The sequence below is a fragment of the Nitrincola schmidtii genome (assembly GCF_008973715.1).
GTDB lineage: Bacteria > Pseudomonadota > Gammaproteobacteria > Pseudomonadales > Balneatricaceae > Nitrincola > Nitrincola schmidtii.
The window spans coordinates 85831-108925 of record NZ_WBOL01000005.1 but is presented as its reverse complement, the minus strand read 5'-3'; the positions used below and the strand labels follow the sequence as shown (position 1 = coordinate 108925).

The following is a 23095-nucleotide window of genomic DNA, read 5'->3' as shown; positions in this document are numbered from 1 at the left end:
AACTGGTAAAGTTTAAACACCCTGTCACAAATATGACAAAGAAAAGCATTCCCTTCAGATCAAGAGCAGTCAATGACGATTATTGCTTAAGGTCAGTTAAACTTAACCTTGTCTAATTAGATAATCATGGCATTTGTTTATTCAAAAATGCTTGAAGTGCGGACCAAGATTGTTGATCTGCAGAAAAGTCATAATCACTACTTGAGTAAACGGTAAACGAGTGCAGTGCACCACCGTATATCTGTGCCGAGTGTTCAACACCATTCGCTTGTAAATCATTCAACAGTGCTGCCAGTTCATCCATTCCAGATACTGGATCAGCAGAACCATGAAGCAGCAGTACAGGCGCTGTTACCGCAGTGTAATCTTGCCCTTCAGGTAAACTCAATCCACCATGAAATGACACAAAACCGTCAGTTTCCATGCCGGCTCTCGCCATCTCTAAAACAGCCGCACCTCCGAAACAGTAACCCATCGCCACAACGCTTTCTGAAGCTCCAGGTATAGATGAAACCTGATTTAAAGAACCCGCTAAACGACGCCGAAACTCGTCTCTATCTGCGTAAAGCGCTGAAGTCAGCTGACGATTTTCATCGATTGACTGTGGTAGTTTTCCCTGACCAAACAGATCAATGGCAAAGGCGGTATATCCCATCGTTGCAAGCATATCTGCTCTTAGGCGCTCATAGGATGTCAATCCATCCCAATCATGTATGATTAATGCTGTTCCCTTGCTGCTGTCTAAACGACTGTTATATGCCACATAGCCTTCATAAGATTGACCATCGATCTCATAAATATACTGAGTACTGACTATCTCTGCTTGTGCATTAACGACGACACTACACATCACTATGCCCAGACAAAAGCTAGATGCTTTAGCGGTTAGATTCATTTATTTGTCCTCACCATTGCGTTTTTGTTTTAATTTAAACCACTAAGGTTTACTCCATCTTACAGTGATGCAACGCGTTAAGATCACTCTTTTTCACCAGCACATGCAACTTAGACGCGGCATTCATAGCAAATGCAATATGAAATGAACTGATGACATAGCGTTTGACAATCGAAATAATAGTTATACCTTTATTCCATTTGGATATTTAAGTGTTATATTAGCGTTACATAAAGAAAACTCTATCGATCTCTTATTTGTATCAACAGTTTTCGCTAGGCTAGGAGCATGAATCCTTTATTGCCTATTTACGTTTTTAAGGAGACACTTCATGAGTCACACAAACGATGCACCAGTTGGCAGCCCTATCAAACCTATCGTGAAAACCTTTTTTGATGAGCCGACCAATACGTTCAGTTATGTCGTTAAAGATCCAGCATCCAACAGCTGTGCGATCATTGATTCCGTTCTGGATTTCGACTATGCCAGCGGTACAACCGATATCGCATCAGCTGACCAGATTATTGACTATGTTAAAGGTAACAACCTAGAGGTTGAGTGGATTCTTGAAACCCACGTCCATGCAGATCACATCTCTGCCGCACCCTATTTGCATCAACAACTGGGCGGTAAAACTGGCATTGGTGCGATGATTACGGTTGTGCAAGATACCTTTGGTAAAGCATTTAATGCAGGAACAGAATTTGCTCGCGACGGTAGCCAGTTTGATCAACTCTTCAAAGAGGGTGATACCTTCAAGATTGGTCAACTAGAAGGATATGTCATGCATACTCCAGGTCACACACCTGCCTGCTTGAGCTACGTGATGGGTGATGCTGTATTTGTTGGCGATACCTTGTTTATGCCTGACTATGGCACTGCACGCTGCGACTTCCCGGGTGGTGATGCAAAAATACTGTATAAGTCTATTCAGAAAGTCCTGAGTCTACCGGCTGATACACGAATTTTCCTATGCCATGATTATAAAGCGCCAGGTCGTGATGAATATGTCCATGAGACAACGGTTGCGGATCAACGCCAACACAATATTCATGTTCATGACGGCATCACTGAGGAAGAGTTTGTGAAAATGCGAACTGAACGTGATGCGACACTTAAAATGCCGACGCTGATTTTACCTTCAGTACAGGTCAATATGCGCGCGGGTGAAATGCCACCAGCCGAAGAGAATGGTCAGGTTTATTTGAAGGTTCCGGTAAACCTGTTCAAGAAATCTGATCAGTAATCTAGTCATAAAAACAGGGCTAAAGAGCCCTGTTTTTTATCACGCCAAAAAAATTAGAACGTAAACACGCGAGTGTTTTCTTCCATCATCTTCTCAGCCATCGCCGGCGGTGCCGCGACTTCAACACCATCACGCAACGCTTCTTGAGTGTTACCGCTGTTTGGTAGGTAAAGTGCACATACGCTGATAGTTGCACCGTTTTGCTGTAAACGCATCATTAACTGTTCTGGCGTAACATCATTAGGCTTCAACAGCTCACTAGTCGTGTCTTGTAAAGCCAAATCAGCCGCTGCATCACATAGCAATACATCAACGTGAACACCCTGACCTTGCATGGCATTTCCTAGCACCATTGCCATTCCTTGAGTCATCAAAGAATCACTGTTCAGCATAATTAATGCTTTTTCGCCTGAATGTTGGTGATTGTCAGCTTGAACAGCTAATGGTGCCAATAAAGTTGCACCCAAAACACAAGCGGCTAGTTTTAATTTCATCATGCTTTTCTCCTTATGATCACTTAGTAATAACTAAATAACATATTAGCATAACCTAATTATATATGCATTAAACTCCCTGATTGGAAGACTTGAAGGCAAACCATCCAAAGAATGCGGCCATCACTAAATAACCCAAAGTGAAGTCCTGTGAGGCGTTAAAAGATAGTTCAGGTGCATGCATCAGGCCTACAAAAGAACAGGCTGCCGCGACTAACGCAAACACAGCTGCCTGACGAAATCTATGATCAATCACGGAGACGGTCATCGCACCTAACAGAATGGCGGTAAACATCGCGCCCTGACCCAATACGACAATGGCGCTGGAAATATTATCAACCACTTCTCCAGCACCACGATTGAATCGAGTCATGACATAATTAGCGAAATAAGGAAGCATCGCCAAGGCAATGGCAGGATAGTAACGCGTTTCGTTACTTTGGAAGGCTGTGGCTATCATCGACATGCCGACAAATACCAGAATGGGCGCTACCACAGATACCGGTATAATCGCTGCCAAGACTGCAATCAAGCCAAACATCGTTGCTAGTCCATAAACGACACCATTCAGAATACTGTATCCACGACCCGCACCCATCCATTTGGATCCAACGGTGGCAATATAGACAGTGGTCGGGAAAACACCACCAAACACGGCACCGATCATCGTCCCCACACCATCAACTGCCTGGCATTCACGCACATCATACTTATCACCGGCAGCTTCCATCGCCTCAACGTTATTCATCGTTTCTATGGCATTATAAAGCGTAATGGGTAGCACCACCGTCAGTATGGCTAACATGCTAGTAAACAGCAGACCTAGCCCTTCAAACCAAGCTAATCCTGGCAACAATGGATAGAAGCCCAAATGAGTGAAGGCATCGCTGAATTTGCTGGTATCTGCTGCTCCGATTAAATAGGCCATCGCCGTACCGACAATAATCGCAAACAAAGACGCTGGTATTTTGAACGGCATGCTCACTCTAGCCACTAAGCCAACGATAATAATCGCCAGCACTAACAGCCCAATGACAGGAATTTCCAAGGTCTTAAATAGCATCTCACCGGCAATAAAGGTCAATGCGACCCCAGCGACAGCACCTAGCATTGCCGCACGCGGGAGATGAGACTGAATCCAGCGACCAATGACACTGATGCACATTTCGATTAAACCACTGATAAAACAAGCGGCAACAGCTATCTTTCATGCCATCATTTCATCCCCTGTCAGTGATTTTGCTGGCAGTAAAACGCCAAACAAAAACACGAACATCACCGGGGTACTGATACCGTAAGATAACGCGGTCACATCGGCTCGATTCTCTTTACGCGCCAAACGCGCCGCGCTCCAAGCATAATAGAAATTACCGACCATCACCGCGACGGCGGCACCCGGTAATACCTGACCAAAAACAATCGACGTGGAAAATCCCATACCTAGCATGGTGATCGCAATGATGACAAAGTTGGCGATATTATTCTGAAACAGGGCAAAAAAGGCGTCCGTATCTTCCTTTTTATACCAAGGGTAATGAACAGGATTTGAATTCATAGGGGGGCGAGACTCTTTAAATGAACGTTTAATAACGTGCTTGATAAAATAAGCGCAGTATTTTAACGATTATCGCCTGAGTCGACCACTGTGAAAGACCTTATCTAGCAGAGCACTGTATCCGTTTTAAGCCACTCCGTTGGGGCGTTCCATGTCTTATGCCACAAAATTACCTTCTCGGCTGGCATGGGTCTGGCAATCACATACCCTTGCGCGGCTTGACAGCCAACATCAATCAGCAAGCAACCCGCTTCAATAGACTCCAAGCCCTCTGCCATTACCTCTATATGAAAAGCCTTTCCTAAACCAATGATACTTTCCAAAATGGACAAGTCATGTTGACTGGTCAAAATGTCTTTAATAAAACTCTGGTCAATTTTAAGAACCTGTATCGGTAACTGTTTCAAATAGGCCAACGAAGAATAGCCAGTACCGAAATCATCCAACGCTATACTGACCTTCAAGTCATTACAAGCTTTCATGGTCCGTATCGCCGCAGGCATATCTTCCAGTGCACTGGATTCCAACACTTCCAACTCCAAACTCGAAGCAGGTACGTCCGAATATTTTTCTAACAGCTCTTTTAAGCGCACCGCAAACTGACTGTCTTGCAGTTGCATGCCACCTAAATTAACACTGACATGGGTTTTGAAGCCCTGATGTAACCAACGTTGCATCTGCCTTAGTGCCGTTTCGATAACCCAATAGCCAATTTCAATAGATAATGGATAGGTTTCTATCACCGGCAAAAACTCACCCGGTGAAATCAGTCCTTTATCGGGATGCTCCCAGCGGATTAGGGCTTCAAAGCCGATCACCTGTCCTTGGGTTAAGTTAACTTTAGGTTGGTAGTACAACACAAACTCATCACGGATGAGTGCCTGATGAATACGTTCCAGTGTTTGATAATAACTTCGTGTGCTTTGTTCTTGATTATTATCAAACAGGTGAAAGCGTTGATTGCCTTTAAGTTTTGCTTGATACATGGATTGTGACGCTTGTCTGATCAGCGTATTGGGGTCACAAAGATTATCGTTGGAGTAGCTGCTGACTCCCGCACTCACTTGGATGTTGATCTCATGCTTATCTAAATGGAATGGAGCTGAAATCTCCGTAAACAAGCTGGATATCTGTTTTTCTAAATCATAATCATTCGAAAAATCTTGCAGAATGAGCACAAACTCATCACCTCCCAAATGATAAGCATGACGATCGATTTGTGTGAGTCTTAAAAACCGTCTGGCCACTTTCTTTAGCAGTTGATCCCCTTGCGACACGCCATACAAATCATTGACGAGGTTAAAGTTGTCAATATCAAGATAGATCAGTGCAATGGCTTGATCTGGTGTGTTTTGTATACGATCAGTTAAATAACTAATCAGGGATGCCTTGTTAGGAAGACCGGTGGTCGCATCATGGTAAGCAAGATGTTCAAGCGCTTTTTTGTGTTTAACACGTTCAGAAATATCTCTAACCACTGCAATCATGTAATGTCGTCCCTTTTCTTCAAAAGAGAAGCCTAAGGTAACTTCCACATCAAGGTATTCATTTTTTGCCGTTAAGATAGTACTTTCGATCTTGTCGTTTGACGTATGCAAGAGTCGTGGACTTTCTGGATGAAAGAATTCTTCAAAGGGTTTTCCTAACACCTTATCCACAGGGAATCCACAAAGTGTTTCAGCTGCACGATTCATATCTGTAAGGGATTCGTTCACTTTATCCACAACAAAGACAGCTTCAGGGATGGAAGCAAATAATGCCTTAAAACGATCCTCACTATTGCGTAACCGTTCTTCTATCAGTGCCTCACTGACATTTTTTAACTGTTGCTCTGCTTTTTCACGCGCGTGTTTTTCACGCATTAAATCCACAGTCCGCTCTGATAACTTACGGTACATACCCAGCACCGCATTAATAAGCGTGTCTAATGACCGGTTCACTTCATCATCGGCCAAGCGTTTAGCTTTATCGATCCTCATTCCCTGTTTGAGGTTCTGCACAGTAATTGCCATACGTCGATCTGAATCGAGAATATGAAAAGCTAACCAATGCACAAGATAGCCAAAGAGTCCTTCTAAAACACCGGATTCTTCGGGATTTTGCTGAGCATACTGCAGCACTTTTTCACGAAACTGTTGGTGAATTGAGCAATGATTTTGGTAGGCAGGATCTTCCTTGAAGTGTTCTTCCCAAATAGTTTCTTCGGTATCAAAATGATAGTCAGCATAATTGACCAATCCCTGAAAAAGGCCATCTAGCCCCTCTGCATCACCACCCTCCACGAAATAAGCAGCTAACTGATTCAGATAGTCAACTAAGCGCTGATGTTGTGCGTCGATCAAATCTATCCCCGTGCAGAAATGATCATTCCAAGGAAAGATTTCAAAACGGGATAGCTGTTCCATGCGTTGACTCATGATCATTACCTTTTTACTTTTAAAGGAGCCATGATTTTATTCATCATCGTGGGTTGTATTAGTTTCAGATAAGCTGGTTTTTTTATGAGCATGCGAATCATGTCTGATTGAAGAAACACATTCTAATTTAGCTTTTTCTAGCTGACTTTCTATCTGGTACAGTCGAATAAGTTCTTCAAGCTGATCGGCTAAGAAACGCAAATTTCTCATCTCTGCAAGTGAATATGACCGAGGCGAATGATCAATAATGCAGAGAGTTCCTATCGGATTCATGCGATCAGGACGAAGCACAGCACCAGCATAAAAAACAACCTTGGGATCATGCGTAACGAGTGGGTTATCTCTAAATCGAGGGTCAAGCCTGGCATCGGGAATCAGCATCAATTCAGGTTCAGATAAAGCATGGCTACAGAAGGCAATATCTCGATCCGTCTGGTAGACATCAAGACCAATTTTGGATTTAAACCATTGGCGATGCTCATCGACTAGTGAAATCAACGCTATGGGAACATGATAGAAATCTGCTGCCAACTGCGTTATTTGATCGAAGTGTTTTTCAGCTTCTGTATCAAGAATGTGAAGCTCTTTTAAAAAACGCAGTCGATCGGATTCGTTGAATGCCAAAATAGAAATCCTTTTTAAGGCTGTAAAGTGTTTATATTAGAAAACATTTTAAAATACGTCTATGTATTCAAGGCCACACTTACTTAATTTGAAACAAGCGTGGCGAATTTAGGTCTTTTAATAATTAAACCGAGATACAGAGCTCTGCATCTCTTTAGATAGTCTAAGCAATCCATCTGCATGCAGAGCACTCTGCTCGGCATTTTGTGCAGCACTAACCGCGAGATCTTGTACCCGTGTAATGCTCTGATTAATTTCATTGGTTGCAGCGGTTTCTTCTTCCGTAGCAGCGGCTATTTGCGTATTCATATCACGAGTTTCGGTCATCATTTCTGCTAAATGATTTAACTGTTGATGAGTATTCTTCACCAACTCCAAACTTTCTAAGGCATGATCTCGATTACGCATCATGCTTTGAACAGCCACTTTAGTGTGATTCTGCAACGTTAATACGGTGCTTTCAATTGTCTGAGTCGACTCGTGCGTTCTTGCAGCTAGATTTCTAACCTCACCGGCGACCACTGCAAACCCTCGACCTTGCTCACCCGCTCTTGCCGATTCTATAGCAGCGTTTAAAGCCAATAAATTAGTCTGCTCGGTAATATCACGAATGACCCTGACCACCTCACCTATAGAATTAGATTCTCCCTCGAGCGCAAGGATGTCATCAGCCGCCTGCTGAATTTCTCGTGTCTGCTGTTCAATCATGCTTACGAGTGAATTCATGGTGTCTTTTGAATCATTTACTGCTTGATGAGCTTTTTCACTAGTCGCTAAGGTTTGTTGTGCATGCTGAGCCACTTCATTTACTGCGGCACTCATTTCGGTGATGGCTGCAGCAATTTGAGTCACTTCCGCCTGTTGCGTGTGAGCACCTTCAAAAGTGATATCAGTTGAGGATTCAAGTTCTTTACCTGCTTTTTCGATCTGCATACCTTGTGCAGCAATGCCTCTCACCAAGTTTTGAATATTATCAGCGAAACGATTAAAGCTTAGAGCAACTTTGCCTATCTCATCTTCTCGTTTCACTTCGAGTCGATGGGTTAAATCACCCCGTCCATCGGCAATATCTGCCAAAGCATCCGCTATTTTACTAATCGGCTGTGTAACTAACTGTCGGGTCAAGAAAATAGCAACTGCTACCATCGCCAGAACCAGCAAAACCATCGCTAATAAAAGCGAATCTGCTAGCGTTGTCGCAACTTTAATATCCTGCTTTAAAACGTCGGCAGGTATTCCTACCATGTGCATCGCTAGGAGTTGGTCGTTAGCACCTACAACAGGTCGATTCACCGAAAACCATTGATCATCCAAATGTGCCATCACACTTGAATGGTTTTGGAGTATGACGGCTTTAGCGAAGCCAACAACGTCGTCTGAAAACCATCGGTCATTTGCTAACACCCAACCTGAATGCACTTCCGTATTGTTTCTAGCAGGTGCGCTAGAAGGTAACTGCGCCGCATTCAACACCATCAAGTAGTTAATATTCTCGTTACCAAAATCACGACTGATACTTCCCACCCCTTGTGTCATTTCAATAATGCCAACTAATTGATCCTGAAAGACCACCGGAGCAAAGGCACGAATCAAAACATTACCATTGGGATCTGGCTCAAAGGCGGCTTGAGCCTGCCGATCCGACTGTGCAGCACGAAAACCTCCTAAACGGGTGTCAATCGGTTGAGAGCGCTGAGCACTTTCATAAAGCGTGGTTCCATCTGGAAGATACAGATGAACGTGAATGCCTTGGTAGTTAGTAAACTTACCATAGGCTTCTCGAAGCTGATTGACGATTGTTTCAGCAGAGCCTCTATTCCGACTCATCATTGCCATGCGCAGGTCTGGATCGCTTGCTAGGGCAACAGCGTTGGTAATACCCACATCAAATTTGGTTTCAAAACGGTTATCTAGGGTTTGAAGCATCTCCGTGGTACGACGATCAATGGCCTGCTGCTCTAGGCCAGAGCGCACATAAAATGCATAGATTACTGCAACACTTAAACACACTAAACCTACAACTAATAAAGAAATAGTCATACGATAACTTAGGCTGATTGACTTCATCTAAAGATCTCCAGGTTAGGTCTGACTTTATATTAGTCGCTTTTGATGTATTAGATAAAGATTTAAGCATATTTGAAACCTTAATTTGACTCTAATCAACTTAACTATAGCCAATAACTATCAAATCGATGTTTATAAAAAATTAAGCAAATAAGGCGAAGCTTAATATTTTCAACTATCCTAACTATGAACTTAAAACACCTGTCCGACTTTGGGTGAATTTTAGGCGTGTAAGCTAATAACAGGAGATGGATATGGATAACAAAAACAGTGGTGCATTGGGCAAGTGTCCAGTCATGCATGGTGCCAACTCAACAGCTAGTAAAACCACGATGAGCTGGTGGCCGAATGCGCTAAACCTCAACATCCTTCATCAACATGACCGCAAAACCAATCCCCTCGGTGACGGTTTTAATTACCGCGAAGAACTCAAGTCTTTAGATGTAGATGCGTTGAAAAAAGACTTAACAGACTTAATGACCGATAGCCAAGAGTGGTGGCCTGCTGACTGGGGGCACTATGGTGGCTTAATGATTCGTATGGCATGGCATGCTGCTGGTACTTATCGAGTTGCTGATGGCCGCGGTGGTGCAGGAACAGGTAACCAACGTTTTGCACCTTTAAATTCTTGGCCTGATAACGGCAACCTCGATAAAGCTCGTCGTCTGTTATGGCCCATTAAACAAAAATACGGTAACAAAATCAGCTGGGCTGATTTGTTGATTCTAGCGGGTAATGTTGCTTATGAGTCCATGGGATTCAAAACCTATGGTTTCTCATTTGGACGCGAAGATATCTGGCATCCAGAAGAAGATATTTACTGGGGAGCTGAAGAAGAATGGTTAGCACCTAGTGATAACGAAAAGAGTCGTTATTCAGGTGACCGTGATTTAGAAAATCCACTAGCAGCCGTTATGATGGGGCTTATCTACGTCAATCCAGAAGGCGTTGATGGTAATCCTGACCCTTTAAAAACCGCAAAAGATGTTCGTGAAACCTTTGCGCGCATGGCTATGAATGACGAGGAAACGGTTGCACTCACCGCAGGTGGTCATACCGTAGGTAAGGCCCATGGTAATGGTGATGCCAGCCTGCTTGGCCCTGAGCCAGAAGGCGCGGATATTGACGAGCAAGGTTTAGGTTGGAACAACAAAACATCACGCGGAGTAGGTAGAAATACCGTTACCAGCGGCATTGAAGGTGCTTGGACCACGAACCCGACTCAATGGGATAACGGCTACTTCCATCTACTTCTGAATTACGAATGGGAACTGACTAAGAGCCCAGCAGGTGCTTGGCAATGGGAACCTGTGAACATCAAAGAAGAAGATAAACCGGTTGATGTTGAAGATCCATCCATTCGTTTAAACCCGATGATGACTGATGCCGATATGGCGATGAAGATGGATCCTGAGTATCGCAAGATCTCCGAACGTTTTTACAAAGACCCAGCCTACTTTGATGAAGTCTTTGCACGAGCATGGTTCAAACTGACTCACCGCGATATGGGCCCTAAGTCCCGTTACATTGGACCAGAAGTTCCACAAGAAGATCTGATTTGGCAAGACCCTATACCAGCAGGAAACAGCAGCTATGATGTTGCGGCAGTTAAAGCCAAAATCGAAGCAAGTGGTTTAAGTATCAGCGAGATGGTTGCAACTGCATGGGATAGTGCACGGACTTTCCGTGGCTCTGATATGCGCGGTGGTGCTAATGGTGCGCGTATACGTTTGGCACCTCAAAAAGACTGGGAAGGCAACGAACCTGCTCGTCTTAGTAAAGTTCTGAGCGTTCTAGAAGGTATTGCCGCCGAAACGGGCGCCAGTGTGGCTGATGTGATAGTTCTGGCCGGTAATGTCGGTGTGGAGCATGCAGCTAAAGCCGCAGGACATGATATCAGCGTTCCTTTCACTCCAGGTCGTGGTGATGCGACGCAAGAGATGACCGATGTTGAATCCTTCCAGTACTTAGAACCCGTTCATGACGGCTTCCGTAACTGGGTGAAGAAGGACTACGCGGTCAGTCCTGAAGAGTTATTGCTGGATCGTGCACAGCTAATGGGCTTAACCGGTCCAGAAATGACTGTATTGATTGGCGGAATGCGTGTTTTGGGGACTAACCATGGTTCAAGCAATCATGGTGTGTTTACCGATCGCGTCGGCCAACTCACCAATGATTTCTTTGTGAATTTAACCGATATGAATTTCACGTGGAAACCCACTGGAAAAAATAGCTATGACATTGTTGAACGTAAATCAGGCTCGACGAAGTACACAGCAACTCGTGTTGACCTAGTGTTTGGTTCTAACTCAATCCTCAGAGCTTACGCTGAAGTTTATGCACAAAATGACTCGAAAGAGAAATTTGTAAACGACTTTGTTGCCGCATGGACCAAAGTCATGAATGCAGACCGATTTGATCTGCAGGCATAACCGCTTAACGTTTAGCAGATAAGGATTCGTTCTCCTGCTGTTTGTGAAAACAGTCTGCTAAAACGTTAAAACAGATGGATCCCAATAATCCGATTATTGGGATCCATTTTTTTTATCCTTAGTATCTAGTCGAATAAAGGAACTGCTGATATTTATTATTTTCGTGGTAATATATTTGACATATTAAGACGAAAAAAGAAGGGACGTTATATGAAAAACGCCGACACATCAAAAGCTAAAACTCCGCGCAAAACCAAACAAAAAATTGACCCTATCGAAGCATTTACGGTTCTTAAAGCAGTGTCAGGCGCTCAATTATCTACCGAGACCTCAACGGATGACATTTTAAAGAAACAAAAAGCGAAATCGGTCGATGCAGCAGCCGTCGTCAAAACGCTTGATACTATTTTAGCAGGCGCGTCACCCGATGATGCGGAAGCCTTAAAGTCTGCCCTATCACGCTGGCACGACCCTGCTCAAGATCAACAACAAATCGATAAAGATGAAGAGCTGGTTGATAACTGGCGTACCGCTGTTTATCCCTACAAAAACCGTCTTTCTCGTAAAGCTTATGAAACACAAAAATATCATCTTCAAGTTGAATTACTCAAACTTCAAGCCTGGGTAAGAGAGACAGGTCAAAAAGTAGTTATTCTATTTGAGGGTCGAGATGCAGCCGGTAAAGGTGGAACCATTAAGCGCTTTATGGAACACATTAATCCAAGGGGAGCAAGAGTAGTAGCACTAGAAAAACCAACAGAAACTGAAAAAGGTCAGTGGTATTTCCAGCGCTACGTTCAAAACTTGCCCACTGTCGGTGAAATCGTTCTATTTGACCGTTCCTGGTATAACCGTGCCGGTGTTGAGCGAGTGATGGGTTTCTGTACTGATCAAGAATATGATGACTTTTTACGCCAAGTGCCCGAGTTCGAAAGGCACCTTGTCAGCAGTGGTATTCACTTAATTAAGTTCTGGTTTTCAGTGAGTCGTGAAGAACAGCACTCACGTTTTGAAGCACGTAAAATACATCCATTAAAACAATGGAAACTCAGCCCGATCGACTTAGCCTCCTTGGATAAATGGGATGCTTACACTGAAGCCAAAGAAGCGATGTTTTTCCATACGGACATGGCCGAAGCACCTTGGACAGTCGTTAAATCAGACTGTAAAAAACGTGCTCGTTTGAATGCGATGCGCTACGTCTTACACAAACTAGACTACACAGGCAGAGATCTTGATACCATCGGGGGTATTGATCCATTAGTTGTTGGACGCGCGAGTTTGATGTCCGATTGATTTAGGGTATTCCCAGTAAGCGTTTAATTAAAGCTGAGTTGAGTTTCAACTCAGCTTTTTTGTGCATGGATTTACGTATACCCTAGAGTGATGGGATGAAAACGAAGGATATTTGTTCAGCATGCACGGTTTAACAATGAAGTAGAGTTAACAACTATCTATAGTGACAAGCTATTTATGGGTAAATAATGCTGATACAATTCTGTTAACCAATAAATCCAATTAAGAAAACATCTGGTTATTAAATAATCAATGCACTTAGATAATATCATTCGATTCGATAAGGTAAACCTTCTTCGAAGCCAAACTAAAGTACTTAACGATTTATCTTTTTCATTATCTGAAAAACGAGTGGGTATTATTGGTCACAATGGTTCCGGAAAAAGCTCTTTAGTCAGGCTGATCAATGGACTACTTCAGCCTAATTCGGGCAATATTCTTGTCCATGGTAAAAACCCATCCGCGGGTCCTCAAAAAATGTCGGCGGACGTCGGATTTATTTTTCAAAATCCTGATCATCAGATTATTTTTCCTACCGTTGAAGAAGAGCTAAGTTTTGGCCTGATCAATCAAGGCTACTCTAAGCAGCAAGCCCAAGAGAAAGCCCTAGGAATTTTAGTTGAACATCAACGATCTGATTGGGCACCTAAAGCAATTCATAGCTTATCAGATGGCCAAAAGCAGTTAGTCTGTATTTTGGCAGTGTTAGTGATGGAGCCTAAAGTATTGATACTGGATGAACCATTCTCAGCATTAGATCTGATTACCCGCTATCAACTATTAAACTTATTAGACACACTTCCTCAACAAGTCGTGATGATCAGCCATGAACTGGAAACCTTGGAAAACTTTGATCGAATTTTATGGTTAGAGGGAGGCAAGATTTTTCAAGATGGCACACCTGCAGAAGTGTTACCTGAGTATTATGCCTCTGCTCGGAAGTTTAGATCATGATTAGCCTGTATATGGCTCACCCAAGTTGGCTTCACAGGCTACCGGCAGGCTATAAGCTGTTGGGACTCATGCTATTGAGTATACTCCTCTATCCGGTTGCCAACCTTGTACTGATGGCGTTAATGTTCCTGTTAACTCTGATTTTATATGCCTCTGTCGGCAAACCTGCCATAAGACAACTGATCCTGTTAAAGCCCTTAGCACCACTTTTCCTGCTTATTTTCTTAATGCAGAGTTGGAGTGTTGGCTGGTTATCCGCAAGCCTTCTGGTATTGCGGATGTTGGTGCTGATTTTGCTCGCCAATCTCATCACCCTAACGACCCGCATGGATGACATGATGGCAGCAATTGCACCTATGTTTGCTCCATTAAAACTCTTCAATATTGATCCTAAGCGCATCGCTTTTGCGGTCACCTTATTGATTCGGTTTGTACCTGTGTTAATGGCAGTTATTCAGCATTTAATGGAAGCATGGCGTGCACGCGGAGGAAAGCGTCAGGTATGGAAACTCGCCATTCCGCTAACGATCCAATCGATCCGTCTTTCTGATCACGTCGCCGAAGCGCTAGCAGCACGAGGTGGCATATCTACTATCTCTAACCCACGAGTTTCTAACCATGAGTCAAGATAAATCTCTAGTTCAAATTGCTCTGTATGCTGCACTCATCGCTGCAATGGGGTTAATCCCTCCTATTCCATTTGTTACGGGAATACCCATAACAGTTCAAACACTGGGTGTCATGCTCGCTGGAGTGATGCTAGGTCCTTGGCGGGGTGCTTTATCCATGGCGCTGTTTATCTTCGTGGTTGCCTTAGGTGCGCCACTGTTATCCGGAGGTCGAGGTGGCTTAGGTGTTTTCATGGGCCCGACTGCGGGTTTTGCTATAGGTTTTCCTTTTGCCGCCTTTGCTGCCGGTTATATGGCTATCCTACTTAGACGTTTACCTATCTTTCCAGCCACCTTATTGGCTGCTATCTTTGGCGGCATCGTTGTACTTTATCTATTTGGTATCACGGGTTTCAAAATCATTTCTGGACGTGAATGGTTAGATGCAGCCTCTGTCATGGCCGTATTTATTCCCGGTGATCTGGTAAAAGCGGTGATTGCTGCCAGCGTTGCACAAGCGGTTGCCAAGGGTCTTCCTGATGCTATTCTGACTCGAAAAGGGTGAAATGATGCTGCCGAACATGGATAAATTGAATAACCCAAAGCTGCGCATCGAGCAATACATCGGCATGAAAGTGAAACGCAAGCGCGTAGAACAAGGCCTTAAAATTATCGATGTTGCTCGCATCGCTGGACTCAGCCAAGGGATGGTCAGTAAGATCGAAAATGCTCAGGTTTCGACTAGTTTAGATACACTGGGTCGCCTGTGCGATGCCTTAGGGTTAACCCTGGCAACACTGTTTGGTGACTACGATCGCCCTGAAGGAGGCGCTCAATTAACACGCGCTGGCGAAGGTATGGAAGTGGTTAGACAAGGTACGGAAAAAGGCCATCGTTATGAACTCTTAAGCTATCATCGCGGTAAACGTAAAAGCTATGAACCCTTTTTAGTCACCATGGATGATGCATCTGAGGTGTTTCCAACCTTTTCTCATGCAGGCCAAGAGTTTTTGTATATTTTAGAGGGCCGTATTGTTTATCGTCACGGCAATCACTTGTATGAAATGGGACCCGGTGACAGCTTATCCTTTGAGGCTGAAATTCCCCATGGTCCAGAAGAGCTTATTGAAGTGCCTATTAAAATGTTATCAGTAATTAATTACGACGAGAGCGTAGATTAACCTATTGAATAACACTTGATACACATCAAGAAAGATGATGACAAGGCCGTTTAGTATGCAAAACCTTAAAGATTGATTCACGCTGATCACTGCCTTGAGGTTTTCCATGCTGAGTTTACCAAGATTTCCACAACCTCCTTTTCCTTCCTCTTTTGCACGTCATTTACTGCGTCAGCTTGATCAGCGAACACCGTTATGGATCAAACAAAAGCTGCTTGAACCTCAACTCAATCAACTCTTTGGCTCTTACATTGAAGAAGGTGAATTTGATCTACTAGCGGGACGATTTATCACCCTTAAATTACGAGATTATGAGATTGAAATCACACTAACGCTTGAAGATGATCAGCTAAGGTTGAGCCATAACTCAGGTGAAGTGACCATCAGTGGCGATCTTGACACTTTTATCCAACTAGCTAAACAGCAGGTCGATGCCGATGGGTTATTCTTTCAACGCAAACTCTTGATCGAAGGGGATACGGAACTTGGGCTAGGGGTCAGAAATCTGCTGGATAGTCTGGAGTGGTCTTTAGAGGATTCGAAGGTCGGTTGGTTACTGACTCAGTTAGAATCATTACGCCAGCGACTCACTAGCGTAATACCGACCTATATGACTGCTGAACAAAACTGTTAAAGGCAATAAGCTTTACTCTAGGTCAATGTTAATATGATCCATCCCGGGACGTCCAAACCAGTAACCGTTGCATTCTTGAGCTGCATGCAAGGGTATCTGCATTATGGTGCTCGACAGACCTGCTTGTAGATTTCTTCTTGCTTCGTCAAATGCCATCACCACAGATTTCATATCCTGTGCTTGCGGGCTTAAGCGAACAATGGAAACACCCTCTTGCTGCATCAAGGGCAGTTGATCGAGCAAATTACATCGAGCCCCCGATAAGGTTTGAATACCATTCAGAACAAATACATCTTGCGCTTCTTGAGAGCGCATCATCAGTCCATCAGGATATTGCTGACACACAAAGCCACAGCGATCCTTAGGTAAATCATGAAAACGTGCGCTAAAGCAGCGTGATGACCAAGCTAAGGGTAAATGTCCAAAAGCAAAGACTTCCGTTTCTAGTTGTCTGTTATGCTCAGCATTAGAATTTGAGACCGTCTGCACAAGAGATCGTTGAAAATCAACCAAGGTTTCACGACTCAGCTCTAGAGGATAACACCACCGTTTCAGACCTAAATTAACCAGTTTTTCCAGACTGCGCAGATTGTAAATATTTAACGAAGGCCCAGTGACAAAAGGTTTCTCTGCTTCAATCAGTAGCTGTAAAGCACTTTGATCATTCGCTTCTACCAACCAACCCAGTTCGCCTGCCCTATGAATTAATTTAGCAAGCTGCTTAAGATCCCCTTCAGATTCAATCAAGGTTTGCGTTGATAATAAGACCTCCTTACCCGCTGATTCTAACCTTTGCCCTATCGCCACCCAATCATCCAATCTTAGATCGCGACGTCGAGCGCAAACCGTTTCACCTAAATAAACTAGATCAATCGGCAAGTCTTCAAGTTGTTGATAGAATGCCTGTGTGCTTTCAGCTGGCCAGTAGTAGAGTAAAGGCCCTAAGGATAATTTTAACATCTGCTCTCTATTTCCATTTACGATGATAAGCGCCCAGTGTGGTCAAACTGCCTTCAGAAAGCTGACTGAGTTCGGCAGCCCAAGCTTGAAGCTGCTGCTCTGTTTTGACAGGAGAATCTATCGCATCTAAGGCTTGACGCCATATGCGGGTGACTTGGGCAACATAGGCTGGACTTCGCTGGCGACCCTCTATTTTGACCGCTGAAATCCCCATGGCATCCAGTTTGGGTAACAGATCCAAAGTGGATAAGCTGACCGGCTCCTCAATGGCGTGATAAGTAGCTCCCTCTACTTCAAAGCGACCTTTACATAAGGTAGGATATCCTGCATTTTCACCCTGCTGAAAACGATCAATTAACACGCCATTTAAACGCGATTCCAAACCTTGATCGGTTTCCTGCCAGCGAACCGCTTTAGCAGGAGAACAAGCACCACGGGTGTTAGGCGATTCGTCCGTCAAGTAAGAGGATAAATAGCAGCGTCCTTCAGCCATAATGCACAGGCTACCAAAGGCAAACACTTCCAGTTCTACTGGGCTTTTTCGAGCTAAATCTTCAACTTGACTGATAGATAGAACTCTAGGCAACACTGCACGTTTGATACCAAACTGCTGCTGATAAAAACGCAATGCTGCATGACTGGTAGCAGATCCTTGAACAGATAGATGACGAGAAACATCGGTGTGCTCTTGAGCGGCATAATCCAATAATCCCATGTCCGCCAAGATTAATGCATCAACGCCTAACGCAGCCGCTTGGTCGACAGCATCTGTCCAGATTTTCCAGCCTGATGGCTGCGGATAAGTATTGATCGCACAAAACACCTTGCAACCGCGACTCTGTGCATAGTCGATTCCCTCTTTTGCACGTTTATCGGTAAAGTTAAGGCCGATAAATTGCCGTGCATTAGTAGAATTCTGAAAACCAAAATAAACCGCATTAGCGCCTTCATCTACCGCTTTTTTTAAAGCCGGTAAATTTCCAGCCGGACACACCAACTCCATGCTGACCTCCTCGAATTTGGGCAAGCATAGCAGCGCAACGACATGAATAACTTGATCGACGTCATGCTGGGAAAAAACACTTCAATTCAGTAAGCCTTTAGTCTAGGATTATAATATAAGAACAAAATAATATAAGGAACACTTCATGAGACGTCCCGTCCGTATCGCCATCACTGGCGCCGCTGGTGCTATCAGTAATAGCCTGTTGTTTCAAATTGCCGATGGCAGCATGCTCGGTGATGATCAACCCGTCATACTTCAACTGATTGAAATGCCTGAGCGCATGGAAGCATTACGAGGTTTGGCCATGGAACTGGAAGATTGCGCATTTCCGCTACTCCACACCATTACTTTGCACGACAATATAGAAGAAGGGGTCAATAACGCCCATTACGCACTGTTAATCGGTGCTCGTCCGCGTGGTCCCGGCATGGAACGACGCGATCTTCTTGAAGTGAATGCTGAAATTTTCAGCCGTCAGGGTAAAGCCTTAAATGATTTCGCCAACCGTGATGTCAAAGTTTTGGTCGTCGGCAACCCTGCGAACACCAATGCACTGATCGCTAGTCGAAACGCCCCTAAGTTGTCACCGTCGCAGTTCACCGCCTTAACACGTCTTGATCATAACCGTGCCAAGGGTATTCTAGCGAATCATACCGGTGCCAACCCACGAGATATCGATGGCATCATTATTTGGGGTAACCACTCACCTACTCAGTTCCCTGATCTGTATCATGCCACTGCTTTAGGACAACCCGTTATTGAGCAAATCGATGAAAGCTGGTACCACCAAGAATTTATTCCTAAAGTACAAACACGTGGTAGTCAGATCATCGATGCTAGGGGAGTATCTAGCGCAGCCTCAGCAGCCCAAGCGGTTATTCATCATATGCATGATTGGGCGTTAGGCACACCGCCGGGGCAAGTAGTCAGCATGGGTATTCTGAGTGATGGCAGTTATGGTATCGAAAAAGGGATCTTTTATTCTTTCCCTGTTCGCTGTAACTATGGCCGCTATCAAATCGTAAAAGGGCTGAATTTAAATGAATTCAGCCTAAAAATGATGCGAAATACCGAGCAAGAATTAATGGAAGAGAAGCAAGCAGTTAATCACTTATTACCTGAAGAAACCGAAGCATCGCACAATAACTTGTCGATCTGCTTACGCTCTGGTGTGACTCTTTATGCCGATGGCACAGGTCCTGCTGAAAACAGCAAATATTTGAATACCAACAGGGTTCTGTAACTTTTACAGGTCGATACGCATGGATAAATCGATCGCTCTGCAATGCTTAGTCAAGGCACCGATCGATATATAATCAACGCCGGTTGATGCAAAAGTGAGCAAGGTTTCATCGGTAATATTACCAGAAGCTTCAAGCTGAGCACGACCGGCAGTGATCTTAACTGCTTCAATCATTTGCTCCGGAGTAAAGTTATCTAGCATGATAATATCAGCACCGGCTTCTAGAGCTTCATGTAACTGCTCAAAGGTTTCCACTTCAACCTCTACCGGTTTGGTCGGATGATTACGTCGAGCTGCCTGAATAGCTGGCGTAACCCCACCACAGGCCATGAGATGATTTTCTTTAATCAAAAAGGCATCAAATAAACCGATACGATGGTTAAAGCAGCCACCACAACTCACCGCGTACTTCTGTGCCAACCGCAAGCCGGGTAAAGTTTTACGCGTATCGAGTAACTTAACGGAAGTTGCTGCCACTTTAGCGGCATATTGTGAGCTGATCGTTGCAGTACCAGACAAGGTTTGTAGGAAGTTTAATGCCGATCGCTCACCCGTTAATAGTGCACGAGCGGGGCCGGATAAACGCAGTAGTTCGGTATTCGCTGCTACCTGATCACCATCAGCAACTAACCAATTTAGCACAACACGACTATCGACTTGCCGAAACACTTCATTGACCCACTCCACGCCACAGATGACTGCGACCTCTCGCGTTATCACACGAGCCTTAGCTTGGTGGTCTGCGGGCACAAGTTCTGCCGTAATATCAGCGGTACCGACATCTTCTTTAAGCGCTACCGCGACATTATCTTGGATTACTGCTTGCAGTTCAGGGAGTGTAAGCATGAGAATAGTGATTTCCGATCGTCGAATATAAAAATGAATAGAGAGTCTAGTGACAGAATAAGTCATTCTAAACCAGCAGGAACGGACAGTGCCAACTTTTAATACGCCTCTGCTAATAGAAAATCATCGTTTAAACATTGCACGACAAGTCGATTGTAGCAACCACAATGAACGCCCATATGCTGAAATTTCTTTACTGGTGATTCATAACATCAGTTTACCTGCGGGTGTATTTGGTGGCTCTTATATAGAAGACCTATTTTGTAATCGGCTTGATCCCGATGCGCACCCCAGCTTTACTGTTATTGCTCCACTTGAAGTGTCTGCACATCTGCTGATTCGACGCGATGCAGAAGTGATTCAATTTGTGCCTTTCGACCGCCGTGCTTGGCATGCTGGCGTCTCAAACTTTGAAGGCCGAGATCAGTGCAATGATTTTTCAATCGGCATTGAGCTTGAAGGCTGTGATGAACAAGCCTTTACTGCTCAGCAGTATGATGTCTTAATTCACATTACCAACGCCTTGATGACTCATTATCCTGATATTACTCCAGCAAGAATTACCGGACATTCCGATATCGCCCCCGGACGCAAAACAGACCCGGGTCCCTACTTTGATTGGCAACGCTACCTCGGTCAGTTAAAACCCCTTGAGGATGACCATGCAACGGATTAAATCAGCGACACTGCGCTGGGATCAAGGTGTACCCATCTCTGACCAGTTTGATGATTTCTACTTTAACTCCGATGGTGGCGTTGATGAGAGCAATCATGTATTTATTCAGGGCAATCAACTTGTGGATCGCTTTAAAGCACTAACGGCTAAAGAATCGTTCGTTATTGCTGAAACCGGTTTTGGCACAGGGTTAAACTTTTTAATCACTCGTCAGCACTGGCTAAAAAATGCGCCTGATGATGCCATATTGCACTTTATCAGTTTTGAAAAATACCCACTGACTGCTGATGATATGGCTCTTGCATGGCAGTCATGGCCTCACTTGAATGACTGTAACAACGCATTATTAGAACAGTATCCACCTGCTATTGAAGGGTTTCATAGCCTTTCTTTTGATCAAGGAATGGTAAAATTAACTCTAATTTTTGGCGACTTACTGGAACAATTACCTAGGTTAGAGGCCAGTATCGATGCGTGGTATTTAGATGGTTTTTCGCCATCAAAAAATCCAGCCATGTGGCAAAGTGACCTTTATCAACACATGGCAAGATTAAGTCACTCACAAACCACCTTCGCAACCTTTACCGTGTCACGACAAGTTAGAGAAGGACTGCAAGCAGCAGGCTATTCTCTAACTAAGCGTTCTGGATTTGGCCAAAAACGTGAGATGTTAACAGGTCGCTGTTTAACGGATAAGGTTAAAAAAACAGCTAAATTAAGCACAGATCTTCCCGTTATCATTATTGGTGCAGGGCTTGCGGGTGCTTGCACTGCCAGACTCTTAGCAGAGCAAGGACAATCAGTGTTGGTGCTGGAATCTAATTCTAAGGCGGCGCAGGAGGGCTCTGGAAACCCTCAGGGTGCTCTTTATGCTAAATTAGCGGTTAAGCCATCGCCTGAAACCTCTCTTCACCTACATGGACTGCTTTACAGTAAACATCAGATTCAGCAACTACCCGAGCTAGATCCTCCCCTGGCCTCTTTATGTGGCGTACTACAACTTGCACTGAGTGAAAAAGAAAGAGAGCGGCAGGCTCAATTGTGTGAATCAAATCTATACCCTAGTAGTTTATTTCATGCGGTTGATCCAGCTGAAGCCAGCCAATTGAGCGGTGCTGAAACGCCGTTTTCGGGTCTATTTTTTCCAGATGCAGGATGGGTAGCTCCTGCTGATTATTGCCATTATTTGCTGGATCATCCATTAATTGACTGTCGCTTTAACCAGCAGGTTGTAAAACTGGAACACCAGGACAGGTTTTGGACTGTAACAACCGATAATCGCCAGTATCAGGCTGAGTATGTGGTTATCTGTACCGCGGCTGAGGCACGCAGATTAACTCAACTGGATCACTTACCGATCAAACCCATTCGTGGACAAACTTCCCAAATGAACGCAAGTGATGACTTACCCACGCTGAAAACCGTCGTCTGCGGTGAAGGCTATATCTCACCTGCACGTCAACAATATTACTGTTTTGGCGCGACGTTTGACTTACATCACCATGATCGTGAGTGCCGAGACAGCGATCACGAAAAGAACATCAATCAACTGACTAAAACCCTGCCAGGATTCTCGGGGACTAGGGTTGAGCATTGCTCTGGGCGGACAGGTTTTCGCTGCAGTACTGCTGATTATTTACCCATCGTCGGTGAAGCTGCTCATTACTCAGAAACGATTAAACGTTTCGCAAAACTTCGCAATGATGCGCAAAGCTGTCAGCAAGTATCGATTCCTAGATTAAAAGGACTCTTTGTTAATCTTGGCCATGGATCTAAAGGGCTAATTACCTGTCCTATCAGTGCAGGTGTTTTAGTGGCGATGATGTTCAACCAACCTAACCCTCTACCGAAAGACTTAACAGAACGCCTTGATCCTGCAAGATTTATTTTAAGAGACCTAACAAGAAGACGTATTTAATGCTTTTCCGTAAAATGTCGATATACTCATAGTGTATGGGGGA

At 44.2% G+C, this 23095-nt stretch carries 19 protein-coding genes and 1 pseudogene; 11 read left to right on the top strand and 9 right to left on the bottom strand.

Going from position 1 to position 23095, the window contains the following annotated elements; all coding sequences use genetic code 11:
• Window positions 1–124: 124 nt before the first annotated feature.
• On the bottom strand, window positions 125–895 hold the full coding sequence (locus F7R24_RS06110) for a dienelactone hydrolase family protein (protein WP_151670361.1): 771 nt from the start codon (window positions 893–895) through the stop codon (window positions 125–127).
• Between the two features lie 331 nt (window positions 896–1226).
• Here F7R24_RS06110 and F7R24_RS06105 point away from each other — a divergent pair, with 331 nt between their 5' ends.
• Window positions 1227–2141 carry an MBL fold metallo-hydrolase gene (locus F7R24_RS06105; RefSeq protein ID WP_151670360.1) on the top strand — a complete coding sequence of 305 codons (915 nt, stop codon included), beginning with the start codon at window positions 1227–1229 and terminating at the stop codon, window positions 2139–2141.
• 53 nt (window positions 2142–2194) lie between these two features.
• Here F7R24_RS06105 and F7R24_RS06100 read toward each other — a convergent pair whose 3' ends face one another.
• The 5 genes and pseudogenes from F7R24_RS06100 to F7R24_RS06080 form a co-directional block, all read right to left on the bottom strand.
• Window positions 2195–2638 (bottom strand): DsrE family protein, encoded by a 444-nt coding sequence (locus F7R24_RS06100; protein WP_151670359.1) that lies wholly within the window; start codon window positions 2636–2638, stop codon window positions 2195–2197.
• Between the two features lie 67 nt (window positions 2639–2705).
• Window positions 2706–4190, bottom strand: a pseudogene (locus F7R24_RS06095) (solute carrier family 23 protein).
• 104 nt (window positions 4191–4294) lie between these two features.
• Window positions 4295–6607: an EAL domain-containing protein gene (locus F7R24_RS06090; RefSeq protein WP_168926784.1), complete on the bottom strand. Its 2313-nt coding sequence runs from the start codon at window positions 6605–6607 to the stop codon at window positions 4295–4297.
• 36 nt (window positions 6608–6643) lie between these two features.
• Window positions 6644–7231 carry a GAF domain-containing protein gene (locus F7R24_RS06085; protein WP_168926783.1) on the bottom strand — a complete coding sequence of 196 codons (588 nt, stop codon included), beginning with the start codon at window positions 7229–7231 and terminating at the stop codon, window positions 6644–6646.
• A gap of 117 nt (window positions 7232–7348) precedes the next feature.
• On the bottom strand, window positions 7349–9298 hold the full coding sequence (locus tag F7R24_RS06080) for a methyl-accepting chemotaxis protein (protein ID WP_151670356.1): 1950 nt from the start codon (window positions 9296–9298) through the stop codon (window positions 7349–7351).
• Window positions 9299–9552: 254 nt separating this feature from the next.
• Between F7R24_RS06080 and katG the strand changes: the two genes are divergently transcribed.
• From katG to ubiT, 7 genes are all read left to right on the top strand, one after another.
• On the top strand, window positions 9553–11730 hold the full coding sequence (gene katG, locus F7R24_RS06075) for a catalase/peroxidase HPI (RefSeq protein WP_151670355.1): 2178 nt from the start codon (window positions 9553–9555) through the stop codon (window positions 11728–11730).
• Window positions 11731–11940: 210 nt separating this feature from the next.
• The gene (ppk2, locus tag F7R24_RS06070) at window positions 11941–13026 is read left to right on the top strand and encodes a polyphosphate kinase 2 (RefSeq protein ID WP_151670354.1); all 1086 of its coding nucleotides are present in this window, start codon (window positions 11941–11943) and stop codon (window positions 13024–13026) included.
• Between the two features lie 252 nt (window positions 13027–13278).
• A complete protein-coding gene (locus F7R24_RS06065) occupies window positions 13279–13980 on the top strand; it encodes an energy-coupling factor ABC transporter ATP-binding protein (protein WP_151670353.1) in 702 nt (233 codons plus the stop codon).
• Entirely contained in the window at window positions 13977–14612 is a 636-nt protein-coding gene (locus F7R24_RS06060; RefSeq protein WP_151670352.1) for an energy-coupling factor transporter transmembrane component T family protein, read from the top strand. The genes F7R24_RS06065 and F7R24_RS06060 overlap by 4 nt, the downstream gene beginning before the upstream one ends.
• Window positions 14599–15153: a biotin transporter BioY gene (locus tag F7R24_RS06055; protein ID WP_151670351.1), complete on the top strand. Its 555-nt coding sequence runs from the start codon at window positions 14599–14601 to the stop codon at window positions 15151–15153. The genes F7R24_RS06060 and F7R24_RS06055 overlap by 14 nt, the downstream gene beginning before the upstream one ends.
• A gap of 16 nt (window positions 15154–15169) precedes the next feature.
• A complete protein-coding gene (locus tag F7R24_RS06050; protein WP_151670350.1) occupies window positions 15170–15769 on the top strand; it encodes a helix-turn-helix domain-containing protein in 600 nt (199 codons plus the stop codon).
• Window positions 15770–15875: 106 nt separating this feature from the next.
• Window positions 15876–16403, top strand: coding sequence for a ubiquinone anaerobic biosynthesis accessory factor UbiT (gene ubiT / locus F7R24_RS06045; RefSeq protein WP_151670349.1), 528 nt, complete (start codon window positions 15876–15878; stop codon window positions 16401–16403).
• Window positions 16404–16415: 12 nt separating this feature from the next.
• Here ubiT and F7R24_RS06040 read toward each other — a convergent pair whose 3' ends face one another.
• Window positions 16416–17363: a U32 family peptidase gene (locus F7R24_RS06040; RefSeq protein ID WP_151670348.1), complete on the bottom strand. Its 948-nt coding sequence runs from the start codon at window positions 17361–17363 to the stop codon at window positions 16416–16418.
• A 7-nt stretch (window positions 17364–17370) separates the two neighbouring features.
• Window positions 17371–18366 (bottom strand): ubiquinone anaerobic biosynthesis protein UbiU, encoded by a 996-nt coding sequence (ubiU, locus tag F7R24_RS06035; RefSeq protein ID WP_151670347.1) that lies wholly within the window; start codon window positions 18364–18366, stop codon window positions 17371–17373.
• A 145-nt stretch (window positions 18367–18511) separates the two neighbouring features.
• On the opposite strand from ubiU, the gene F7R24_RS06030 reads away from it, so the two are divergent.
• Entirely contained in the window at window positions 18512–19612 is a 1101-nt protein-coding gene (locus F7R24_RS06030) for a malate dehydrogenase (protein WP_151670346.1), read from the top strand.
• A 3-nt stretch (window positions 19613–19615) separates the two neighbouring features.
• Here F7R24_RS06030 and nadC read toward each other — a convergent pair whose 3' ends face one another.
• Complete coding sequence (gene nadC, locus F7R24_RS06025) at window positions 19616–20458, bottom strand: carboxylating nicotinate-nucleotide diphosphorylase (protein WP_151670345.1); 843 nt, start codon at window positions 20456–20458, stop codon at window positions 19616–19618.
• An 88-nt stretch (window positions 20459–20546) separates the two neighbouring features.
• Here nadC and ampD point away from each other — a divergent pair, with 88 nt between their 5' ends.
• Together ampD and mnmC are read left to right on the top strand one after the other, a co-directional pair.
• Window positions 20547–21134, top strand: coding sequence for a 1,6-anhydro-N-acetylmuramyl-L-alanine amidase AmpD (ampD, locus tag F7R24_RS06020; protein ID WP_240776009.1), 588 nt, complete (start codon window positions 20547–20549; stop codon window positions 21132–21134).
• Window positions 21121–23052 carry a bifunctional tRNA (5-methylaminomethyl-2-thiouridine)(34)-methyltransferase MnmC2/FAD-dependent 5-carboxymethylaminomethyl-2-thiouridine(34) oxidoreductase MnmC1 gene (gene mnmC / locus F7R24_RS06015; RefSeq protein ID WP_168926782.1) on the top strand — a complete coding sequence of 644 codons (1932 nt, stop codon included), beginning with the start codon at window positions 21121–21123 and terminating at the stop codon, window positions 23050–23052. Before ampD ends, mnmC begins: the two co-directional genes overlap by 14 nt.
• The last annotated feature ends 43 nt before the right edge of the window (window positions 23053–23095 follow it).

Coding starts and splice junctions, on each gene's coding strand:
- F7R24_RS06110 (WP_151670361.1), bottom strand. CDS start 895: ATGAATCTAACCGCTAAAGCATCTAGCTTTTGTCTGGGCATAGTGATG.
- F7R24_RS06105 (WP_151670360.1), top strand. CDS start 1,227: ATGAGTCACACAAACGATGCACCAGTTGGCAGCCCTATCAAACCTATC.
- F7R24_RS06100 (WP_151670359.1), bottom strand. CDS start 2,638: ATGATGAAATTAAAACTAGCCGCTTGTGTTTTGGGTGCAACTTTATTG.
- F7R24_RS06090 (WP_168926784.1), bottom strand. CDS start 6,607: ATGAGTCAACGCATGGAACAGCTATCCCGTTTTGAAATCTTTCCTTGG.
- F7R24_RS06080 (WP_151670356.1), bottom strand. CDS start 9,298: ATGAAGTCAATCAGCCTAAGTTATCGTATGACTATTTCTTTATTAGTT.
- katG (WP_151670355.1), top strand. CDS start 9,553: ATGGATAACAAAAACAGTGGTGCATTGGGCAAGTGTCCAGTCATGCAT.
- ppk2 (WP_151670354.1), top strand. CDS start 11,941: ATGAAAAACGCCGACACATCAAAAGCTAAAACTCCGCGCAAAACCAAA.
- F7R24_RS06065 (WP_151670353.1), top strand. CDS start 13,279: ATGCACTTAGATAATATCATTCGATTCGATAAGGTAAACCTTCTTCGA.
- F7R24_RS06060 (WP_151670352.1), top strand. CDS start 13,977: ATGATTAGCCTGTATATGGCTCACCCAAGTTGGCTTCACAGGCTACCG.
- F7R24_RS06055 (WP_151670351.1), top strand. CDS start 14,599: ATGAGTCAAGATAAATCTCTAGTTCAAATTGCTCTGTATGCTGCACTC.
- F7R24_RS06050 (WP_151670350.1), top strand. CDS start 15,170: ATGGATAAATTGAATAACCCAAAGCTGCGCATCGAGCAATACATCGGC.
- ubiT (WP_151670349.1), top strand. CDS start 15,876: ATGCTGAGTTTACCAAGATTTCCACAACCTCCTTTTCCTTCCTCTTTT.
- F7R24_RS06040 (WP_151670348.1), bottom strand. CDS start 17,363: ATGTTAAAATTATCCTTAGGGCCTTTACTCTACTACTGGCCAGCTGAA.
- ubiU (WP_151670347.1), bottom strand. CDS start 18,366: ATGGAGTTGGTGTGTCCGGCTGGAAATTTACCGGCTTTAAAAAAAGCG.
- F7R24_RS06030 (WP_151670346.1), top strand. CDS start 18,512: ATGAGACGTCCCGTCCGTATCGCCATCACTGGCGCCGCTGGTGCTATC.
- nadC (WP_151670345.1), bottom strand. CDS start 20,458: ATGCTTACACTCCCTGAACTGCAAGCAGTAATCCAAGATAATGTCGCG.
- mnmC (WP_168926782.1), top strand. CDS start 21,121: ATGCAACGGATTAAATCAGCGACACTGCGCTGGGATCAAGGTGTACCC.